Annotated in this window: 12 protein-coding genes; 7 read left to right on the forward strand and 5 right to left on the reverse strand. The window is 43.4% G+C overall.

The window, feature by feature from the left end; all coding sequences use genetic code 11:
* Positions 1-140: 140 nt before the first annotated feature.
* Together dnaN and EZY12_27065 are read right to left on the reverse strand one after the other, a co-directional pair.
* Positions 141-1,691 carry a DNA polymerase III subunit beta gene (dnaN, locus tag EZY12_27060; GenBank protein ID QSX71006.1) on the reverse strand — a complete coding sequence of 517 codons (1,551 nt, stop codon included), beginning with the start codon at positions 1,689-1,691 and terminating at the stop codon, positions 141-143.
* Between the two features lie 631 nt (positions 1,692-2,322).
* Positions 2,323-2,754: a helix-turn-helix transcriptional regulator gene (locus EZY12_27065; protein QSX71020.1), complete on the reverse strand. Its 432-nt coding sequence runs from the start codon at positions 2,752-2,754 to the stop codon at positions 2,323-2,325.
* Between the two features lie 537 nt (positions 2,755-3,291).
* Here EZY12_27065 and EZY12_27070 point away from each other — a divergent pair.
* The 3 genes from EZY12_27070 (at position 3,292) to EZY12_27080 (ending at position 4,617) form a co-directional block, all read left to right on the forward strand.
* A complete protein-coding gene (locus EZY12_27070; protein QSX71007.1) occupies positions 3,292-3,831 on the forward strand; it encodes a hypothetical protein in 540 nt (179 codons plus the stop codon).
* A gap of 61 nt (positions 3,832-3,892) precedes the next feature.
* Complete coding sequence (locus EZY12_27075) at positions 3,893-4,087, forward strand: hypothetical protein (protein ID QSX71008.1); 195 nt, start codon at positions 3,893-3,895, stop codon at positions 4,085-4,087.
* 50 nt (positions 4,088-4,137) lie between these two features.
* The gene (locus EZY12_27080) at positions 4,138-4,617 is read left to right on the forward strand and encodes a hypothetical protein (GenBank protein ID QSX71009.1); all 480 of its coding nucleotides are present in this window, start codon (positions 4,138-4,140) and stop codon (positions 4,615-4,617) included.
* Positions 4,618-4,666: 49 nt separating this feature from the next.
* Here the strand turns inward: EZY12_27080 and EZY12_27085 are convergent, their stop codons facing one another.
* Entirely contained in the window at positions 4,667-6,040 is a 1,374-nt protein-coding gene (locus tag EZY12_27085) for an AAA family ATPase (GenBank protein QSX71021.1), read from the reverse strand.
* Between the two features lie 511 nt (positions 6,041-6,551).
* Between EZY12_27085 and EZY12_27090 the strand changes: the two genes are divergently transcribed.
* From EZY12_27090 to EZY12_27105, 4 genes are all read left to right on the forward strand, one after another.
* Entirely contained in the window at positions 6,552-6,824 is a 273-nt protein-coding gene (locus EZY12_27090; protein ID QSX71010.1) for an HNH endonuclease, read from the forward strand.
* A 399-nt stretch (positions 6,825-7,223) separates the two neighbouring features.
* Positions 7,224-7,451, forward strand: coding sequence for a hypothetical protein (locus EZY12_27095; GenBank protein ID QSX71011.1), 228 nt, complete (start codon positions 7,224-7,226; stop codon positions 7,449-7,451).
* The gene (locus tag EZY12_27100; protein ID QSX71012.1) at positions 7,438-7,809 is read left to right on the forward strand and encodes a type II toxin-antitoxin system VapC family toxin; all 372 of its coding nucleotides are present in this window, start codon (positions 7,438-7,440) and stop codon (positions 7,807-7,809) included. Before EZY12_27095 ends, EZY12_27100 begins: the two co-directional genes overlap by 14 nt.
* Before the next feature lie 117 nt (positions 7,810-7,926).
* A complete protein-coding gene (locus EZY12_27105; GenBank protein ID QSX71013.1) occupies positions 7,927-8,085 on the forward strand; it encodes a hypothetical protein in 159 nt (52 codons plus the stop codon).
* 305 nt (positions 8,086-8,390) lie between these two features.
* Here the strand turns inward: EZY12_27105 and EZY12_27110 are convergent, their stop codons facing one another.
* Positions 8,391-14,075, reverse strand: coding sequence for an SDR family NAD(P)-dependent oxidoreductase (locus EZY12_27110; GenBank protein QSX71014.1), 5,685 nt, complete (start codon positions 14,073-14,075; stop codon positions 8,391-8,393).
* Positions 14,076-14,079: 4 nt separating this feature from the next.
* Positions 14,080-22,842 carry an SDR family NAD(P)-dependent oxidoreductase gene (locus tag EZY12_27115; GenBank protein QSX71015.1) on the reverse strand — a complete coding sequence of 2,921 codons (8,763 nt, stop codon included), beginning with the start codon at positions 22,840-22,842 and terminating at the stop codon, positions 14,080-14,082.
* Positions 22,843-22,856: the final 14 nt, after the last annotated feature.

The raw sequence follows: 22,856 nt of genomic DNA on the forward strand, positions 1-22,856 counted from the left end.
TCATCAATGGGCATTTGGGGCGATTGCCTACACCAACACCACTATTGATAGTTTGGGCGGCGAAATCATGGCAACCGCTATCATTATTTTTACCTCTAAACCTCAGCTAATTTGCCGGATTTACAGCCACAAATTCACAATTATGATGTTTTTGGAATATACAATGGCAGCAAGACATGACGCATGGACATTTCCACTTCTGGATTTGCTCTATCTCCATCAGGAACTAACATAGCGGGATGATCTGACTGCTGTAAGTGCATTTTGACACTTGAACTAGGAATTGCTTTAGCAGCTTCGATTAAATACTTGAGATTAAACTGGATATTCAACATCATTTCTGTTGGTAAATTAGCAACAATCACCTGATCACCTTTGCCAAATTCTCGTTCAATAGATAACCGTAACTGTTGTAAATTGCCATCAAACTGCAAATAAATTCCTTTCTCTTTCTTATCTGTTAACACAGATAACCGTTCCAGTGCTTTAACTAACGGTGCTTTTTCTAAAATTACTTCTTTCTCAAAGCTGAATTTAGTTAATAACTGCTCACAATCAGGATAAATTCCTTCCACAACTTGACAGCTAAGAACGACATCTTCCCAAGCAAAACCCAAGCGATTACTTTGGGCATCATACAGTAGATTAATAGATTTCACATCATCATTTAAGTTACGCGCTATTTCTCTAACTACACGACCAGGAAGAGTAAATTGCATAATTTCCTCAGATGGCACTTGTTGAGATTGAACTTCTTGAGATTGAATTTCTTGAGATGAAACTTGTTGACGAGGTTTTCTGCCAATTCGGTGAGTGTAAAGTTCAGTAATAGCAACCCGATGACCATCAGTACCAATAAACTTTAACTTCTCCTGTGCCAGTTGGAGATGAACTCCAGTCAAGATATATTTATTTTCATCAGTGCTGACTGCATAAAGTACACCTTTCAAACCATCTTTGAAAATTGTTGTTGCTAAAGACACAGGAGTAGCATCAATTATGTTAGTAGGTGGGAATTCTTCAGCACTAATGCCTCTAATTTCATACTTACCATCAGCATCAGATAAGCACAAACAGCAGATTTTTGTTTGTGGCTTATCATCATCAGTAGATTGAGGATTTTTTGTTTGTTGCTTATCATCATCAGTAATTTGAGTAATTTGAGTTTGACTATTCAGAGAAATAGTACCATTAGGGCAATGCTTGACTATCTCCAATAAAATTTGCACTGGTACAGTAATTTCACCCTTTAATAACACTTGGGCAGCAAAACTCGCCTGAATTGTTAATGCTATATCTGTGACAGTTAGATGTATCTGTTGTGTTTCCACATCTGCAATTATGAGGACATTGGCAAGAATAGGATGACTAGGTTTAGCTGGAGTAGCACAATTCACTAAAAAGAGAGCATCGTAAAATTTAGCTTGTTCACATATTACCTCCATGCCTAATTCTCTGGGTATTGGAGGGTTTAACTTTGATTTAGATTTTTTTTGCTTATTCCGCTTCTTTTCGATGGGTTCAGTTGGAGTATCAGAGTTTGCAGATGTAGATTTCTTCTTTTTAACTTCAGGTATTTTTGTGATATCTGTTGATACTTCATTATCTATTTCAGGATTAGCAACACTTGTTTGTTTTGTCTGCTTTACAGTCTTTATCTTTTGTCTTGATGCTGTTTGAGTCATAATCATTTATCTCTGTGTGCGTCATTACTAGAAAGGTGACTGCGGTAGCAGAAATAAAATTATTCAGCACTAATTAAAAGTACGAAAATAAGTAGGTAGACGTGAAATAAGCAAAATATGTAACGATACTCAATAAAATCGTTACGATATCAATAGGGTTTTGGTGAAGGTATTGATAGGAGAGTTTTAGTTTAAAGAAGTGATACAATGATGACATTTATCATATTAGAAAATAAAGCCACCAACCGCCTCAGTAAAAGGTTTAAAAGTTGCCTTTTATGTTTATTTTCGGAGAGTGACATAAAAGAAATGTAACCGCTCAATAATCCGGGGTAAATCCTTTAATGATAAGCCTCAAATGGCATAAAATCCTTTAAAATCCTTCCCGAATAGGTAGTCCGCCCCATTGATTGAGCGAATACAAAGGAAAGAGGAATATTGGCTATTTAGTTTTACTGTTTAAGTTTTAAAGCAGCCAAATTCAACACAATTCGTTTTGGCAAAGCTTTCTTTATTTTTCTCTCTCTGTTCAGTCTGCCTACACAATTAAGATTTTAAATAAATTTAAGCTTGATTTGAATTGTTATGCCTAAAGGATCAGACTAATATTCTCTGTGTAAATCTCTGCATCAAGATATCAAGCGCAATTATTTACATTTATCAAAGATTGGGCAGAAGAAACATCTGCAAAGGCACGGAGAGAACGAAAACGACTGGTAATTTCAGCCATCGCATCTAATAGTTCCTCCTCATCCGCAGTTTGAATCACTTCAACCAGAGAGCGCTTGACGGATTTGGGTGACTGATTTTCTTTACCTAACACCAGTTGATAAAAGAATTGTTTAGAACCAGGAGCTAAAACTTCCATACCATCCAACAACTTTGACAGGGTGGTAGTGCTAACGTCGCATTTTCCCCGCCGAAACTCGGAAATGTGATTTTCTGAAACCTTGGTTTCGCCAGACAACTGTTTGGCACTAATCCTATACCGTTTTATTGTCGCATCAAAGGACTGGGACAGGGGGGACACTGAGTAAGAACTAGCTGAAGCCGAATGATTAACGGGCACAGAGCAAGAAATAGCCGAGGCAGAATTATTAACTTTCATTACTAAAATTAGCTGATTGGCTAATTGACGGTTACTTTATACAGCGATAGGCTAATTAAAAGATTAGAAACCTCCAATTCAATGTTAGATCAACATCAACAAATAAGCATCAGTTACAATAAGGCATTTTTTGTGCTTTAGCAATGACTAATTGACACTCTTCCACAGCTAATCGCCAGCGGTGTAGCAGGAGCATTCTTGTTGAATTTATCTAAAAAATCAACCCAGTTTAGGTGAACAGGGGCAGGGCAGAGAAATTTATCCAACAGATTATGACACAGGGAATCTCAAAATTACAGGGTGGGTTCTATCCTCCCCAGTATCAAGAATGCTGGAGAGCTTATTGTGAACTCGCACTACCAAAGCCGTCTTTTCTCTACCATCCAGAGCCTCAAAAGATGCTTTGTTTATTTAGAGTGTGCAGTCTGGAAAAAACGGTGCTAATTCTAGCTAATTGCTTAAAATCGTCTATTTTGGTCGTATTTAAGGAGGTGCAGGATGAATATTAAAGGCAGATTTTATCCTGTTACTCCTGAAATCGCCAAAGTCCTCCGTCAAGCAAAACTGACTGCTGCTGAATGGAGGATCTGGAGCTACCTGATTGAAATTGAACCTTGGGGAGATGTCTATCAGGATATTGACACCTTAGTAGTTATGACAGAGTGCCAAGTGAGCAAAGCTACATACTACAGAGCGATTGCCAAATTCCAAGAGCTGGAATTATTTGACTTTCAAGATAAAGGTATCAGTATTCGCAATCTCAAAGGTGTATCCAGTCTCAAAAATGAGACTCCAGTTTCAGAAATGAGACAGAATTCTCAAAAATGCGAAAGTAGTTTCAAAAATGAGACTCCAGTTTCAGAAATGAGACAAGATTCTCAAAAATGCGAAAATCAACCGCCAAAACCCTCTCCTAGCAAGGATTCCCATTCTCCTCAGACTAAACAGACTTATTCAGACTATACAAACTCTCTCTCAGACAGCGAGAGAGAGAGTTTTTTGAAGTTTGGGTTAGAAAAAGCGAAAAAAACTCCCTAAACCTCCAGAACTTCCCCATAAGTGGATAGAGACACATTGGCAAGAGATATTAGCCGAGTGGATGAAAGTACAGGGGAAAATTCCTCAAGTTCAGCAGCAAAAATGGGAGAACCATCCCCGTCGAGATGAATGGATCTCCAAAATTCGCTCTCTTGGACAATTTGGTTTTTACGCTGAGAACAATCAAGAAGAAAAAGAACGACGAGAATTTTTTAACTGGGCGAATGCTAATAACTTGATATGGGGTCAAACTTGACAGTCTTAGAGTCAACAGACACGTTCATTTCACGCATACCCTATATTTTTATGATTGATGACTTACCGCAATTTGAACCCATTCCTTTGCGTCCTGAAGAGGAACAGCAAGAGGAAGAAATTTTCTATCCTCGGTGGCGATGTTTCTGTTGCCAAGATTCTGGTTTAGTCTCGCAGCATTTAGTTCAATTAATTATGCCAAAGTACAACCCAAACCGGGATAAATGGGTACTTTGCCAAGAAGCCAGTTGTGACGCAACTCAACGATGGAAGGACGTACCAATTCAAAATTTTGATACGCGCTTTATTCCCAATATTTGTAAAAAGCTGGATTTCATCAATCGGGACAACTGGCGGAATACTGTCAAGCAACAAATTAATATTCGTCAACTTGCTAAAAAACTGAAAATGCCTGGAAGCGGTGAACGCAATGACAATGATAATTGCGAAGTCCAGCAACGTAAGCAAGAGATTGAAGCAATTTCTCCCGAAGAATGGATGAAAATGTCCAATCAATATTTAGAGCAATAACCCGAATAAACAGAAAATTAATTCTCTCAAATTCCCCAAATTATGGTCATCACCGAATTACCAAAATTCTTTGTCTAGCCCGTGAACTAGCCACATAATACAACCGATTAAACTCCTTAATTTTAGCTAGAATTGATTTACCGTCATCTCCTCGTTCTGGATTCAATCGCTTACTTAAATCTTGACCATCAATACCCGCTTCCAAGAAAGTGCTACCTTGACTATTGTGAACAGTTAAGGCAAAGCAATTTCTGATATTAGCAAACTGCTCTAAATGTTTATAGTATTGTTTCCAAAGAAAGGGATTGCGCTTGGCACTTTTGAGCAAGCGTTTGGTTTCTTGGTGAAATCGTTTCTCTTCATCTTCATGTAAAACGTAGATTTGACGCACGATTCCTTCATCTGTTTCTACCTTCAATCTCCAACTACCATAATTATTGTAACGGTCTTCAAACACATCTAAAACATTAAATTCTGTAGATGTGGAAAGAATAGCAGTTTTACCATCAGGAGATATCACCGGATCTCTAGTAATTAATCTTTCTCCAGAGATAAATCGGTTGGTATTCTTACCATATAAATATGTCCGAATCTGTTGATTATAAAAGTCTACTTGAGCATTTGTCCAAGATAAAATGCGAAAACAATCTGGATTATTAACAAACTCCTTAGACATCTTTTTGCAGGCATAGCGCAGTAAAGTTTGAGATTTAACCATGAGCGCCCCGTTACTTTTATCAGGTAGATATTTGGAAAATGGGGCAAATGGCAATTTACTTTTAGTTACTGCATAGCGAGAAGCCGTTACAAACTCTAGTAAAGGGCTATCAATTCCTTGACGGACAACTTGAGTTAATACGGCTTTATTTGCTACTTGAAAGCTGAGAGATTTTCCTTCATTAACTGGATTTAATTGTGCCGGGTCGCCCATGAGAATAATTTTGATTTTTGTCCAGGTAGACGATTGATTAGCCACATTTTCAATCCAGTGCCACAGTTGTTTACCAATCATGGAACATTCATCAATAAAGACAACATCAAATAAGTTGATGTAACATGGTCCTATTTGGTCAAGTATTTTTTCTTTACCTCTAGTCACCATTCCTAGTCCTAGTAATTGGTGAATAGTAAAGAATTCCACACCAGTTACCCCATTTTCAGCCGCCATGCGTCGCAGTACACCTACAGCTTTATTCGTGGGTGCAGTCAAGACAACTCGTTTACCTGTAGCCACAAGAACTTTAACGAGTTGGAAAACAATTGTTGATTTACCTGTGCCGGCATATCCTACTAATAGAAATAAAGCAGCCGTGATAGTTGGTTGCACAAAAGTCCACATTTTATCTAAGGCTTTTTGCTGCTGTTGAGTAAATTGGAAGGGAAAAGAATTGGTGGTCAGGAAAGTAGGAAGAGTTTGGAGCATAATCGCTGCCTTAATTCCATTAATTGATCCATTCAATGCAGCGGTAGCTGTTGGTTTTGGTTCACCACAAAACCACACTCCTTCTAGTTTCAAAATCTAGCAGGAGTGGTAAATAATTATTCAGTGATGGGATTGAATACTGGTCGGCTAAAGAAATAAATAAGGTTTATACCTGGCTTAGGCATCCATATACCAATCTAATGTGAAGTTGCATATAATTAGGGGGCAGAAAACATTGTTAATTCAAGAATCATTCTGTGCAACTTTATATAAAAATGGTATTATTTCCTGAAAATATCGTTATCAATGGATAACTGAAAATTAATCAATTCGGTTTAAGACCTCTCCTTTCAACTTTTAAGAAGAAAAAATCCAAAAATTTTCGTTGGCTTCAATCCTCTTTTCTTCAGGGAGAGGTCATTGTCAATTATCCATTATTAATTATTGAACTATCATGCCCCAAAAAAGCTGAATCAGGTATAATATTGTTGTCCAGTTTTTTATAGTTATTATGGACTACCCTAAGCATTGGAAAGAACTAGCCAAAACCATCAAGGAAAAATCTGATTGGTGCTGTCAAAAATGTGGTCAGGTTTTACGTCCCGATGAAAAACCCCAACGCCGTACTTATTTACAAGTACATCATTGGAACAGGGACCCCTCCGACAACAGACCTGAAAATTTAGTTGCTTTATGTCCTCGTTGTCATCTTAATTACCATCGGGGCAGCAAGGGTAATATATCGGTGGGGCAGTTGAGCTTGTTTGATATTTCCAAATTTTAGCAATGTCTTCTTTGCGATATATTGATATTTTGATGTCGTGAGTATTGACAATATTTATCTAGGGATTGGGCTGCATCATTATGACTTGAATCATAAAATGAGCTTTTTGGTCAAGATATGCTTCGCAACGTAGGGGTTAATTTTATGCTTCAAAATGCAACCAAAGTAGAAAACTAATTTTCTCCATGTAATACGCGGTAAAAATGTTGAATTGACGGTATATTACATGGAAAGATTGTTAAGGCGAATAATTGCTCAATGTGTCGTTAGTTGTAGTTGGGGACATCAGTGGTCAAAGAAGTCGGGGTTATTTGAAGCAAAGTAAAGTAACTGATGTTAAAATCAGTTTATTCTGTGATGAATTGGCAATTGAGCCACCATGTTAGGAGAATAAAATTTATGCAAGTTGTGATCGAGTTACCTGATGAGTTAGGAAAACAACTTTTAGAGTTGCCCAATATGGAAATGGTTGTCCAAGAAACTATCAAAAAAATGTTATTAGTAGAACGACAAAAACAATCATCTCAATTATTGGTAAATATAGTTAATGATTTACCTGAGTTTCCTGTATTTCAAAATCAAGACCCCTTAGAGTTACAAAGAGTATTACGCGATGAATGGACTTAAGTATCTGTTAGATACAAATATTTTAATTGGGCTATTTCAACGTGATTTAATAATTTTAAATCTGCTAAAAGATAAGCTGATTAAAGTTAATGAATGTGCTTATAGTGCTATAACTCGGATGGAGTTACTGAGCTTTCCTTCTATAAGTTCTACAGAAAAAGAAGCGATTAAATCTTTATTAAATCAGATGACTTATTTAGCAATTACATCAGAAATTGAGGACGAAACTATTAATTTTAGATATACCCATAAAACAAAATTACCAGATTCTATTATTGCGGCTACAGCTAAGTATCATCAAATTGAGTTAGTAACATTAGATAAAAAATTAGCGAGTAAGTTGAAATCAAATGATTGAGATAATTCCATAAATATCTTTTTTGCGATACCTGCGATACCTGCGGTGAGCATCGCTATCGCTTTCTCATTAATTCTAGTGGGAAAACTAAAACCATAGAAAAGACGAGCGATAGCGATGCGCTCCGTAGGTATCGCTGAACTTGTTAGTCAATTTCAAGTGGAGCAAAAAGAATTACCAGCTTCCATATTACAAAAAAACCGTCCGTTGAGAATGAGTATATCTGTTGACAATCAAATTAACAGAATGCTTATTCAGCAACGGTTGCAGCCTTAGCGTAACTTTCTGTACGATTGCTCATTTATCCCCGAGAACAGCACGACATTGTAAACAATGAAGATTGTTCAGTAAATTAGACCTCTTGTAGAATTCATTTTATGTTATAAATAAGGGTTGGCTTAATTTTAGCTAAAAGTTAGAATCACACGCCTATCTTTGAATTTGTGATGCCTTCGGCGAGCGTAGCTATCGCAACAACACCCAAATATACATAAAACCTAAAACTATTTATTGTACCACAGAAACAATTGTGCAAGAGGTCTATTGATTAGTCACCTTGAAAGGTTAAGGGCTGCCCATTGCTACTCAAAGGCGATATTGAGTGCTTGTGCCAGCATTTGTGCAATGTCATCCACGCTTTCGTTATCATCTATTTTGGATTCTATTGATATGCTGTGTGCTGTCTGTGTTGTTGGTTGTGCCATTTGCTCTGCCTTCTGAGGGGCATCATCAAACATTTTTGCGACTAGGTAATCATGCAATGAATCAAGTGTTGGGCAATTAAAGAGCAGAGTGGCTGGCAGAGGGCGTTCTAAACTACGTGTCAAGTGATTCCGAAATTCAACCGCCATCAAAGAGTCTAGTCCCATATTCATCAATCCCTGATAGGGATCAATTTTTTGATTAGATGCCAAACCGAGAACTCTGATCGCAGTTTTTTGAAGATGTTCCATCAAAAGGGCATCCCGGTCTGTCTCTGAGAGTGTTTGAAGCTGTTGCCGCAGACTGACTTCCTCTGAGGTGCTGCCTGCTGTTTGCCGCAATTTGGCTTCTTTTTCGTTACGCAAGTGGTGTGTAAAATATTCATAGAATGGCATATTCACGCCATCATGGGATAGATATTCAGCCCAATTAGTCGGTTGTACAGCAACTTGGGGGATTGTATGCTGATTAAGTTTTTGAATAAGTTGGACGAGAATATGCCTCCCTTGCTTTGGAGAAATTGCCGCGATTCCCCGTTGTTCCCATGATAAATTGGCTGCCATGCCCACTTCTGCCCAAGCCCCCCAGTTGATACTCAAGCTATTAGATCCCTTTATGTGACGATAATACATTAATGAATCCAAAAACGCATTCGCTGCGGCGTAATTGGCTTGTCCTGGTTCTTCTATGAGCGACGCAACAGATGAGAACGCGACAAAGAAATCTAAGTCAAGGGTTTGGCTCTGTTGGTCTAGATGCCAAGCTCCGCGCACCTTGGCCGCCATCACTTTTTCAAAACGCTCTCGATTTTGTTGGAGCAGGATGCCATCATCCAAAACGCCCGCCGCATGGACAATCCCTCGAAGAGAGGTCTTGCGCCGACTTTCTACTAAGAGTCGTTCACTATCTGCTGCATCAGAGACATCTGCCGCAATCAAATCAACCCTAACATCCTTTTGGCGTAGTCGGTCGATAATCAACTGGGCTGCTTTTGAGACCGTGCCACGACGACTGTTGAGAATCAAGTGCCTTGCCCCAGCATCCGCAAGCGCGAGTGCCACCTGCAATCCTAAACCGCCTAATCCACCTGTGATCAAATAGCCACTATCGGGACGGATTTCGGTTTGAATTAGCGCATGAGGTTCTGATTGATCACGAATTAGCCGTGCAACATAGCGCATTTTATTTCGGTAAGCAATTTGAGATTCATGCTCTGTGGCTTGCATCTCATTCAATAAGAGTGGTGCGACATTTAAGAGCGTATCAAAATCCAAACAACGGCAATCAAATTCAGGGTGTTCGGCGCGGATGCTTCGACCCAATGCCCATAAGGGGGCTTGTTCGATCTGTAAATTCCCTAAGTCACCACCAACTGCTTGACTATTTTGTGTAATTAGCCATAGTTTGGGTTCCCACCCTATATCGCTGAGGGCTTGTACCAAATGAATAAGACCAGCACATAAGTTTAGGACGATATCTGGCACACTTAATTCTGTCCGATGATTAGAAGCATTTGTTAAATCATGACGATTCCACAGATAGAGTATATGTTGACAAGGCAATCCACTCTCCGTTAGAGTTTCCAGAAAATATTTATAGTCATGAAGAGAAGCAGGATTGAGCGTGACAACTTTTGTCAGTGTCGTCACACCATCGAGGGCAGCATCATCAAGATGTCCAGTGCCTGCAATGTGTTTTTCAGTCACTGTATACTCGCTCCCAGGCACTACAAAAACACAGTGCTTTCCTTGGCTCTGCAAATGTGCTGCTAAGTCCGCCCCTATTCCTTCTGGTTGTGCAAAAAGAAGCCATGTTTCTGCACCTGTCTTATTAATATTAATATCCAGCACCTCCGGGATTCGTAGAGGTTGCGATCGCCAATCAACTCTATAGAGCCAGTTATGCCAAAAGTCTACCCCTAGTATGGCTTCGGGCATAGCAACACGAACTTCTAATCCTATGAATTCCGCAATGACTTGCCCGCTCTCATCAAACAGAGAAACATCCCATGTATATCTATCTTTTTCTATTGCATGAACCCACCAAGTTTGTCCGCTTGCAGGCTGATAACAACGTAGCTCATTCAGCGCAAAGGGCATTGTTGTTTCTGATTTCCCATTTTCATCACTAGACGAAATTGCAAATGGGACTTGTGTACACGCATCCAACAAACTGGGATGAATCACATATCCGTTGAACGATTCAATGCTTTCCGGTTTTTGCAGACGCGCCAATGCTTCTCCATCGCCCACCCAGACTTGTTCTAACCAGCGAAAACGAGATCCAAAAACAAAACCTTTGTCTGTGAATGTTTGATAGAATGGATCGCGCTCAATTTCTCGCGGACAACGTGCTTGTAGTTCCTCTAGCTCCACTCTAGGAGGTGCTGTATTTTCAAGCTTAAATTGCCCTTTGGCATGAATAATGGGTGTCTGAAAATCAGCATTTGTACTGCTACTTTCAGGTAAATTCTCAGCAAAACTGAACAATTCAAACTGCGTCTTGTCGCCACGCTTAAATGACGCAGCAGAATAGACAGAACAAGCGACTTGCACCGTACGAATCGCTTGATCAGGGATCATAAGGGGGACTGGGAAGGTCACATCTTTTAGCAAATAAGTGGTTTGCTTTGTACTATTCCCTCCATTTAAATAACCATTTGCATCTGACTCAGCAATACTAAGTATCATTGATAGATAGCTTGCACTTGGCGACACAATTGAACCATAAATGCGGTAGTCATCAAGAAAGGGCAATGTCTCTAGACTAAATTCTTTCTCAAAGATTGTTTCGTGATGACGCGGTAGTTTCATGCACCTATCGAGTAGAGGATGCAGATTTTTAATACCGTGCTTCTGTTGGTCTGATTCTACCCAATAACGCTGCCGCTGCCATGGGTATGTTGGCAGGACAACTTTATTTCGCACATAGTCTTTATCAAAACCGATCCAGTCAATCTCAACGCCATGAACATAGAGTTGACTCAAGCTCTCCAACATCTGCTGCCAGTCGCTGCGATTCTCACGCAAACTGGGCATCATCATGGGTGCAGAGGATGAATTCTCAGAACTTTGTAACTCAACCATGCCAAGCAGTGTGGGTTTGGGACCAATTTCGATCATGAAATTGACATTCGCTGCGTGTAACACGTTAACCCCATCGGCAAAACGGACAGTCTCTTGCAGATGTCTCACCCAATAATCGGGAGTGGCGATTTCTTCATAAACCCGTCGGCCTGTGACATTCGAGATCAGGTTAATCTGCGGTGGCCGATAGGTGATGGTGTTGGCAACTCGGCGGAATTGACCTAACATTGGTTTCATCAATGGCGAGTGAAAGGCGTGAGAAACCTTCAGTTGGCGTGTCTTGATGCCTTCAGCAACCAACTGTTGGGTAATCTGTTGTAATATCTCCCTGTTACCAGAGATAACTACACTCTCTGGTCCATTGACGGACGCAATAGAAACCTCGCGGCTGAAAGGTGCGATCGCTTGCTCTATGCGGGATTTACTGGTCATGACTGACACCATCGCCCCATTGCCAGGCAATTCTTGCATCAGACGGCCTCTTTCAGCAATCAGTTTGAGACCATCTTCTAAAGAAAAGACACCCGCCACACAAGCGGCCACATATTCTCCCACACTATGCCCCATCACCACATCAGGCTCAACGCCCCACGAGCGCCACAACTGCACCAGTGCATATTCCAGAGCAAAAAGAGCGGGTTGAGTATAAGCGGTTTTATCAATTTGGGATGGTGCGTCCACTTCTTGGCTAGGATAGAGTATGGAAAGGATGGATTTGCCCAAGAGTGAACGAAGAATCTCATCACATCGGTTAATGGTTTGCCGGAAGCTGGGTTGGATCTGATAAAGTTCTTGCCCCATCCCCACATACTGTGAGCCTTGACCTGTAAAGAGAAAAGCTATTTTTGAAAGAGAGGTCGTCTTACCCTGCCCCTCTCCTGATTGGGCAAACATTTCCAATTGCTGGCGCAACTGGGTTTTAGACTCTGCTACTGCTGCAAAGCGATGTCTAAAGTGTTTGCGCCCTGTATTGGCTGTAAAGCAAATATCCGCCAGACTCTCTTGTAAGTGTTCAGTGAGATAAGTTACATAACGCTGACTAAGTTCTTGTAGTGCTTGAGGTGTCGCTGCTGATAAGGTAAAAACATACTGCTTTGAATGAATTTCTAAAGTAGACGGCTCTATTTTTGGGGCTTCCTCTAACACGACATGAGAATTAGTACCACTAAAGCCGAAAGAACTTATCCCTGCGATGCGATCGCCAGTAGGCCAAGCTGTTCGTTCTGTGGGGATGCTGATTGGCAATTTATCCCAGTTAATGCGAGGACTGGGCTGGTGAAAGTGTAAATTAGGTGGAATTTCTCCATGCTGCATGGCAAGGACGACTTTAATCAGTCCAGCAATCCCTGCTGCTGCTTCTAGATGCCCAATATTTGTTTTAACTGAACCAATAATTAAAGGTTGGGAGCGTTGATTAAAGATCGTTCCCAACGCGCCGACCTCAATCGGGTCTCCTAGGGAAGTCCCTGTGCCATGAGCTTCTACATAGTTAACTTGTTCTGGTCTTATGCCGCTATTGGCGAGGGCTTGGCGAATCACGTCGGCTTGTTGGGGACCATTTGGAACGGTCAAGCCACTCGTGCGACCGTCTTGATTTATGGCTGACCCGCGAATCAACGCCAAGATTTTATCCCCATCAGCTTGCGCGTCCGATAATCGTTTGAGGACTATCATGCCACATCCTTCGGCTCGGACATACCCGTTTGCCGACGCATCAAAGACTTTGCAACGACCATCGGGAGATAACATATGGGCTTTTGCTAACGAGACACTTTCCTCTGGGGCTATCAGCCGATGGACTCCCCCAACCAACGCTAAGTCACATTCTCGCTGGCGCAGACTTATCAGTGACTGATGTACAGCGACCAACGACGAAGAACAAGCTGTATCTATCGAGAGACAGGGGCCTGTCAGACCGAGAAAGTAAGACAAGCGACCACTGGCTGTGCTATGGGCATTACCCGAAGCAAAATAAGTACCAATTGCTCCTTGCTTCAAGAGCGTTTCACGATAATCAAGGTTACTAATACCGACGAATACGCCCGTTGCCGAAGGTGGTATCACCGCTGCATTTTCCAGTGCTTCCCAACTTACTTCTAATAACAAACGTTGCTGAGGGTCAAGAGAAACCGCTTCTCGCGGTGATATGCCAAAGAATTGGGCATCAAACTTCTCAAGTTGCTCGATAAACCCGCCAAATCGCATTGATATCTTGTCTGCGCTGTCCAAATTTTCATCTATGTAGGCATCAACAACCCATCGATTTTTTGGTACCTCACGAATAGCATCAACCCCATCACACAACAACTGCCAAAACGCTTCTGGACTATTCGCACCAGGAAGACGACAGCCCATGCCGATGATGGCGATAGGTTCACGTTGGGTTTGCTTCAACCTGTTAACTTCAGCTTCCAGAGCCTCTATCTTGTGATAAGATTGCTTGATTAATCGTTCGTATGTTCTTAGTTTTTCATCCATGGGTTTAAATTTCCATCTCTAGTTTCGCGGACAGCAACTGCACGATGTCATCCATTGACGATATCTCATCTTCTTCATCAGATTCAGGTTCTTGTAGCTGCTCAGGGGTTCCCAGCAATTCACTGGCAAGATAATTCACAAGAGCCTGTTGTGTTGGATAGTCAAAAGCCAAAGTGGAAGAAAGAGAGCAGCCCAAACTAGCTTGTAACCTGTTTCTTAACTCGATAGAGGTCAGCGAATCCATCCCCAGGGTAAAGAAACCCACGTCTTGTTCTGCTAGTAGTATCTTCGCATCTATCCCCAAAACTTGGGACACCTGCTCCCGAACATGAACCTGCAAGAGAGTCAGACCCTCTTTGGGCGGAGCTTTCTCCAATTGCGCTCGAATATTATGCCCGTAACCTTGGGGGCGAGAGTCCCTGTCCTGCAAGGTTAGTTTACCTAGGGAGGTGTCAATACTCTTCATCACATCGCTGAAGAACGGCCGCGGAGTCAATTGCCTGGCTAAGAATTGTGGCCAGTTGATGGGCATGACACCCACTTGATGCACCGCACTCTCGTCTTTGAGCAACTGCTCAAGAATTTGTAAGCCCTCTTCTAGCGTAATGCTTCCCTCACCCTGTTTGCTAGACAACTTATCTAGTCCCAGTCGAGCCGCAATTCCCACTTCGCTCCATGTCCCCCAATTAATCGAGAGGCTCGGTAGTCCTAAGTGACGACGATAGGAGGCTAACCCATCAAGAAAAGCATTTGCGGCAGCGTGATTGGCTTGTCCAGCGTTACCTAACAAAGAGGTGGCGGAAGAGAACAAGACAAAGAATTCTAAAGGTTGATTTTTGGTCAGTGTATGTAAGTTCCACGCACCTGCTACCTTGGGATTCATCACTTCTTTAAAAGCTTGCCAACTTTGCTGCTGTAGAATCCCATCGTTCAATGTACCTGCCGCGTGAATAACACCCCGTAATGGTGGGTAGGTCGCTGCTGCAAGTGCTTGGGCCAGTTGTTCTGCATCGGCAATATCGGCTTGTACGACTTTCACGGAAGCACCAAGTTGCGCTAATTCGCTTAATTGAGCTTGCTGCTCCTCCCTTGCACCACGTCGTCCGACCAGCACAAGGTGTCTAGCCCCATTTGTAACCAGAAAACGAGCCACCACTAACCCCAGTCCGCCTAAACCACCAGCAATCAGATAGCTGCCATCATCACAGAAAGTAAAAGCTTCTTGTGTGCCTTCCTCTCTAAGATTGGGGCGGTCTAAGGGCGAAAGTCTTGCCACATAACGTGTTTGCTCACGAAAGGCTATTTGCTTTTCATGCGATCGCGTTTGCAGATCAGATGCAGATGTTGCTGATACAGGCTCTTCGGTGGCGAAAAGTTCGCTTTTAAGCGATTCTACTTGCATCTCAACTTTTGCATTGGGGTCTAAATCCACTTGCACCACCCGTAGCTCTGGGTGTTCCAGTGCAATTACCTTTCCCATCCCCCAGAGGGCTGATCCAACTACATTTTGAACATGATGTTCGTTAACGGCTTGTGCGCCTAGGGTGACAAGTGACAGGCGAGGGTTTTTTGGATAGTTTGCTAGTGCTTGAACTAAATGCAGCGTACTATTGCAACTTAAACTAGTGCCTCTATCTAAGCTAGTTGAAATCATACTCCAACAATGTACGATTTCTTGTATGTTTGGCGATCGCTTCAACAAACGTTGCCACTCTTCTAGGTTTTCAGGATTGATTGTAAACGTTTGCGAGTCTTTTTCTGCGTACTTTTCCCCGGGCAAGAGGAGTATACAATCTTCTCCTTCTTCACGTAGCTGTTTAGCTAGTAATCCGCCAATCTCCTCATCAGCCAAGAGCAGCCATCTTCGCGGTGTTCTCATAGCTGGTTGATTACGGGCTACAATCACCGCCTCCCGAGGCAATTTATGGTGTCCATCTATTTTTGTCCATAAGGCGGTTGTTTGACTAAATCCCATTTCTGACAACAAGATTTGCCACTGCTCAGGAGACAATAGCGGATGGTTGGGGCGTAAGTCACGGTCTGTAAACTTCCACCAGCCTTCTGTTAAGCCAAAGGTTAAATCAGCCCAGCGTGCGGGTTCGCTGTCTTCCATCAGGATCAACATCCCGCCCGGTGCTAATAATTGCCGGATATGTGCAAGAGTTTGACGCAAGTCGCTAGTAGCATGCAAGACATCCGCAGCCACGATTAAATCGTATATTTGGGGTTCAAATCCTTGCGCCTGTGGTGCTTGTTCGATATCTAATACCTGATAACGTACAAACGGGTAATTTTTAAAACGCTCTTCCGCTTTAGCAAGAAAAAAGGCACTAATATCAGTAAATACATATTCTGTCTGATCCCCAGGCAGATGGGGTAACAAGTAGGCTGTAGTTCCACCTGTGCCAGCACCAATCTCTAAAATTCGCCAACCACGTTCCGGCGGCAACTGCTCCAGTGCGGAAAGAAGCGCTTCTTGGACTAGAGTATTAGTAACACCCAAAACTGGGGCTTCACGATAGAGTTTGCTTAACGTTGTTGTGTCTCCTGCGGGAAAGAGCAACTGTATCGGGTCACATTTTCCTTGTAATACTTCGGCCAATTTTGCACTGCAACGGGAGACTAGTGTTACCTCGGCTGCTGCTGCTTTGGCTTCGAGTTCATTAAGAAGTACCTGGATGTCAATCGTTTCCGGGTAGGAAATGACTTCCCATGTCGTCATCGAGTTTTCGTTGCGGAGTATGTCTGCTTCGGCTAGAATGTCGAGCAAACGAGCGAATAGTTGCCGATGTTGATCAATGACTCCTAACGCTGATACCTTCTGGGCGGTGGAAAAACGCTCACCGGGTTGAAACAGCCAGCCCATTTGTCCCAAAGCCGCCACAACGTAAGCTAGACTTAACCTTTCGAGTTGGGTATAGGCGATCGCATAATTGGCCAAATCAGCTGTGATGATCAATGTCTCTAACTTTGTTTCCAGCCGCTTGCGAATCTGATCTGGGGTTGGCAAGTAATTCGGTAAAAGTCCAAAACGTGCTTGAGGTTCCCACTGGACTTGATAAAGCCAGTTCTGCCAAGCGTCTTGAGTTCGCAACATTGCTTCCCGTCCCACAAGGACAGATTGCACACCAAACATGATGGCAACCACACGACCCTGGGTATCAAATAGATGCAAGTCTGCAATGAGTTTCTTTGGCAGCAAATCAATACCCTGCCTTTGATCTGTATCCAAAGGAGTCCGATATTGGGCGCGACACCAAAGTTCTGAACTGGGACGACCATAGACTTGTAGACCCTCTATACCAACAGGTACATAAGTCTGTCCTTGGTTTGCTTCAGGATAAGAGACCGTTATCATTTGCAGCCCCGCATCCAAGATTACAGGATGGAATTGGTAGGCATTGGACTCATGAAGCAAGATTTCTGGTAGGCTTACTTTAGCGAGTGCGATCGCATCATGACTTTTGGCAAAGGAGAGTGGATAACGCCAAATCTGCTTCACCCCACGCATCATTGGACCCATGTCCAGCCGACGCGCCATTTCTTCCTGATATAGCACATCTACTGACACTTCTTCGGAACAATGTGCCTGTAACGCAATCAAGTCAATTGGCTCGGTTTCTAGCACTTGCTCTTGGGCGACTAGCTTACCAGAGGCATGAAGCACCCAAGAGTTTTCTTTTTCTAAAGAGAGGATTTCAAAAAAATAAGCTGACTCTTCCTGTGGGCTTAATACTATTTGCACAGTTTGCCCTTCATTGGGAATAATCAGTGCTTGGGCGATGGATACATCTTCGAGCCAAAATATACTGTCTGGTTTAAGTGTCTTTCCTGCTGCCAGTGCCATCTCAAAATAGGCGACACCCGGAATGATGACATTTCCAAATACTTTATGATCAGCAACCCATATTGGGAAGTCGGAGTGGATGAAGGTTTGAAAGTAAATCTCTTGAGTCCGCGACAAATGCAGCCGTTGACCAAGCAGAGGATGCTGCGCCACGGTGGCGTTACGAGTTAGCTTGGTGGTATTTGTGGCTTGTAATACTGATTGCCGGTGACGAATAATTGGCTCTACCCAATGCCGCTCTCGCTGCCAAGGATAAGTCGGTAGTGGCACACGGCGACGAACATACCCCTGATCGAAATTACTCCAATCTACGGTCACACCTGCTAAATATAGATCACGCAAACTACTTAACACCTGTTGCCAATCATCCTGTTTCGGGCGCAAACTAGGCAACCAAAGTCCCTCTTGTTCAGGCAAGCAGTCGCGTCCCATGCCTAAAAGAACAGGTTTAGGACCGATTTCTATAAATACGTTTACCCCTTGACCCTCAAGGCTCTCCATTCCCGCCGCAAACCGGACGGGCTGTCGCACATGACGTACCCAATACTCTGCGGTGGTGATCGGGAGTTCATCGGGACAAGATTCATGGCTTGCCAATGTTCCCGTTACATTAGAGATAAGCTTGATTTGAGGTTCCGAGTAAGTGACCTCTTGTGCAACCTGCAAGAAAGAGTCCAACATTGCTTCCACTAGCGGCGAGTGGAAGGCATGGGAGACGTTTAGCTTCTTGCTTTTGATGCCCTCAGTTTCCAAGATGGCACAAATAGCATCAATCGCTTGCTGTTGCCCAGAAATTACAACACTTTCTGGTCCATTAATCGCGGCGATCGCTACCTGTCCCCCATAAGGTAAAATGATATCTGCAATACGCTTCTCGCTTGCCATCACGGAAACCATGCTCCCATCACGAGGAAGTGCCTGTATCAGTCGTCCTCGTTCTGCAATCAGTTTCAACCCATCCTCTAAGCTAAAGACTCCCGCCACACAAGCGGACACATATTCACCTACACTATGACCTATCACCACTGAGGGCTGGATGCCCCACGATTTCCATAATTGATAGAGCGCGTATTCGATGGCAAAGAGTGCGGGCTGGGTATAGGCTGTGTCATCTAATGAGAGTCCATGCTCAGATGAACCAAAAATGACGGAGAGAATGGACTCGATCCCTAAATTTTGGAGAATGGTTTCACATCGGTCAAGGGCTGCACGGAATGTTGATTCAGTATCGTAGAGGGTGCGCCCCATGTTAATGTATTGTGAGCCTTGACCTGTAAAGAGAAATGCGATCGTCGGCGGGGCATTTTTTTTCTGTGCTGAAATCGCAGTCTGTGCAGTTTCCAGTTGTGCCTGTAAGCCAGGGATTGATTCGGCTACAACCGCTAGGCGATGCTCAAAATGTTTACGTCCCGTATTGGCTGTGAAACAGAGGTCGCCTAAGTCAATATCAAGGTGTGTCTCGTTATGTTGGATGTAGCGTTGCACCAACTCATGCAAAGCCTCTTGTGTATGGGCAGAAAGAGTCAGCAGATGATGACTGCGTTCTGGCAAAGAAGAGAAAAATGTGGGTTGCTTTACAGGCGACTCCTCCAGTACAATATAGCTGTTAGTTCCACCCACACCAAAAGAACTCACCCCCGCCCGCCGAGGATAACCATTCCTTGACCATTCGCGTAGTTCTGTGTTGACAAAAAACGGGGTTGCGTCAAAATCAATCCGTGGATTAGGATTGGCATAGTGCAAGCTCGGTGGAATCTGTCCATATTGTAGAGATAGAGTAGCCTTTATCAGTCCGGCAATGCCTGCCGCCTCATCTAAGTGGCCAATATTAGTTTTAACTGATCCAATAGCGCATTGTTGTTTACCAAGTACGCTGTCCGTACTGCGCTGAAATGCCCGTGCTAACCCTGCCACTTCAATCGGATCACCCAATTGGGTGGCTGTGCCATGAGCTTCTACATAGCCAATGGTGCTGGCATCTATGTCAGCGATAGCGATCGCTTCGCTAATTACATCAGCTTGCCCATCCACGCTCGGTGCTGTGTAGCCCATCTTGAGCGCACCGTCGTTGTTGATGGCTGTGGCTTTGATGACTGCCATAATGTTGTCGTTATCGTCTAGTGCATCCTGCAACCGTTTGAGCAAAACCAAGCCCCCGCCATTGCCAAATATAGTCCCTTGGGCTTCGGCATCAAAGGCGCGACAATGACCATCCTGAGAACGAATCATGCCTTCTTCGTAGAGATAGCCTCCCTTGTGTGGTACAACCACAGAAATGCCACCGGCTAAAGCCATTTGACACTCCCCACTAATGAGACTCTGACAGGCCATGTGAACCGCAACTAACGAGGTTGAGCAGGCGGTCTGCACATTGACGCTTGGACCCTTGAGATTCAGCTTGTGAGAGATGCGTGTAGCAAGATAGCTCCGGTCATTGCCAATTTTAGCCTGAAACTGCTCCATATCCGTTTCAATAAAGGGTTGCTCGGTAATTATGCCTAAAGCAGAGCCAATATTGTTGAGCAGATAGGTACTCAGGCTTGAACCAGCATAAACACCAACTGGTTCTGGATAGGTTTCGGGGTTGTAGCCAGCCCGTTCAAATGCTTCCCAGGCACACTCTAGCAAAATCCGTTGCTGAGGATCCATCACCGCAGCTTCTTTGGGGCTGTAGCCAAAAAAGGTAGCATCAAATAATTCAATGCCCTCTAGCACCGCACCTGCTTTGACATAAGCGGGATTATTAAGTAACTCAGGCAAAGTCTGCTCTAGCTCATCATCACTAAAAAGGGTGATGGATTCAACACCATTACAGAGATTATACCAGAACTGCTCAATCGTTTCAGCACCCGGAAAGCGACCTGCTACACTGATGATGGCAATATCGTTGCTGTCACCGGACTGCTTTTTACGTACTTTCTTGTACCTGGATGCTGTATCGCTTGAGGTTGTGTCTCCTTGGCAATCAATATATTGTGCCAATGTCTGAATTGTGGGATATTGAAAGAGTGAGACAGCGGACAAATTAATATTAAAGGTCTCGCACAGGGATTTGTGCGCTTGGGTTAATAGCAGTGACGTACCGCCTAGATCAAAGAAATTGTCGTGGGTTCCCACAATATCTACAGCAAGATAATTGCCCCAAATCTCTGCTAAACGTTTCTCTGTCTGGGTACGAGGCTTGACAAGTGGGGTAGACAATCCAGGGCGATCGCCTTTGGGATCAGGTAATGCCCTGCGGTCAAGTTTACCACTGGGAGTCAACGGCATATCGCTGATCTTGATGAACCGAGTGGGTATCATGTATTCTGGCAGCACTGCTTCCAAATGTTGACGCAGGATAGGTTCAAGTTTGTCGAAACTGAGGTTAAGTGTATCCTTTGCTATAACATACCCTACTAACTGTGTATGACCTGCAATCTCCCTTGCCACAACGGCACATTCACGCACAGCTTGGTGACTTGTCAGCACGGACTCGATTTCCCCCAATTCCACGCGGAAACCTCGGATCTTAACCTGGTGGTCTATCCGTCCTAAATGCTCAATCGTGCCGTCGGGTAGGTAGCGTGCCAAGTCCCCTGTGCGGTAGAGTTTTTTAGCGTTCCCATTAGCCCCAAATGGATTGGGAATAAATTTCTCATTCGTTAGGTCAGGCAAATTGTGATAGCCACGAGCCAGTCCAACACCACCAATACAGAATTCACCCTCTTCACCAACAGGTACAGGTTGCTGTGCCTCATCTAGAATATAGACTTGAACATTGTGCAGTGGACGACCCACTGGCACCAGTGTTGGCCAGCCCTCTGGATTGCCATTGAGGGTATGAGTGGTGGCATCTTGAAATTCCGTTGCCCCGTAGTGATTATGCAACATCGCCCCGGTTTTCTGAAAGAGGTTAGCGACGGCAGGTGTAATCTGCATCTGCTCCCCGGTAGTGATAACTTCGCAAAGCGCGAGGGAGGTGCTTTTATTCCCATTCACAGCTTCGGCTAACTGTAGTAATGCTATAACGGGAAGAAACAATTTTTCAATTTTCTGTTGACTGATAAACTCAGCCAATGCAAAGGGATTTTGGCGCACTGCCTCTGGCACCAAGACCAATATCCCGCCAAGACAGAGGGTAGAAAAAATTTCATGGCAGGAAAAGTCAAAGCTGACTGCACAAAATTGCAGCGTCCTAACACCCTGAACCGAAGGCCGCGTTTGCTGATGCCACCAAAGCATATTCACCAGTGAGCGATGTTCCATTAAGATCCCTTTGGGATTTCCGGTAGAGCCAGAGGTGTAAATGCAGTAAGCGAGATTATTGGGGAGAACCTGTGTCTGAATCCCTTGGGAAACCGAATTTGCCTGAAAAACCTGGCATTGCTGAATCAAGGTATAAAAATAAAAATGTAATAATCTCAAGTATTGGTTATGTAATAGTTTAGCTATCGCTAAAAAATCAAAATCATACTCAAAAATCTCTTGATCTAAATAGACGGTTTGGCACTCTTGCAACGCAGGTAAGGTTAAGGCAAGTTTCTTAGCGACATCCGTAGAGGTTAGTAAAACACGCGCATCCGAGTCCCGCAACATATACTCTATGCGATCGGCAGGATAGCCTACATCCAAAGGCACATAGGCACATCCGGCTTTTAGGATACCCAACAAACCAATAAAGAGTTCTGCCGAACGCTCGATGCAGATGGCGAGGAGGTCATCGGGTTGACAGCCTAGGGACAAGAGATGCTGGGCTAGGTGGTTAGCGCGTACATTTAGTTCCCCGTAGGTAAGGGATTGCTCACCGTCAATGAGAGCGATCGCATCCGGTCGCTTTGCGGCTTGATCCTCGAACAAGTGGTGAATGCAACTATCTGGAAACTCAGATTGTGTTCCATTCCCATCAAATAGTATCTGTGGGCTTTCTCTCTCTTGCATAACTATAAAACCTA

This window comes from Dolichospermum sp. DET69 (genome assembly GCA_017355425.1).
Classification (GTDB): Bacteria; Cyanobacteriota; Cyanobacteriia; order Cyanobacteriales; family Nostocaceae; genus Dolichospermum.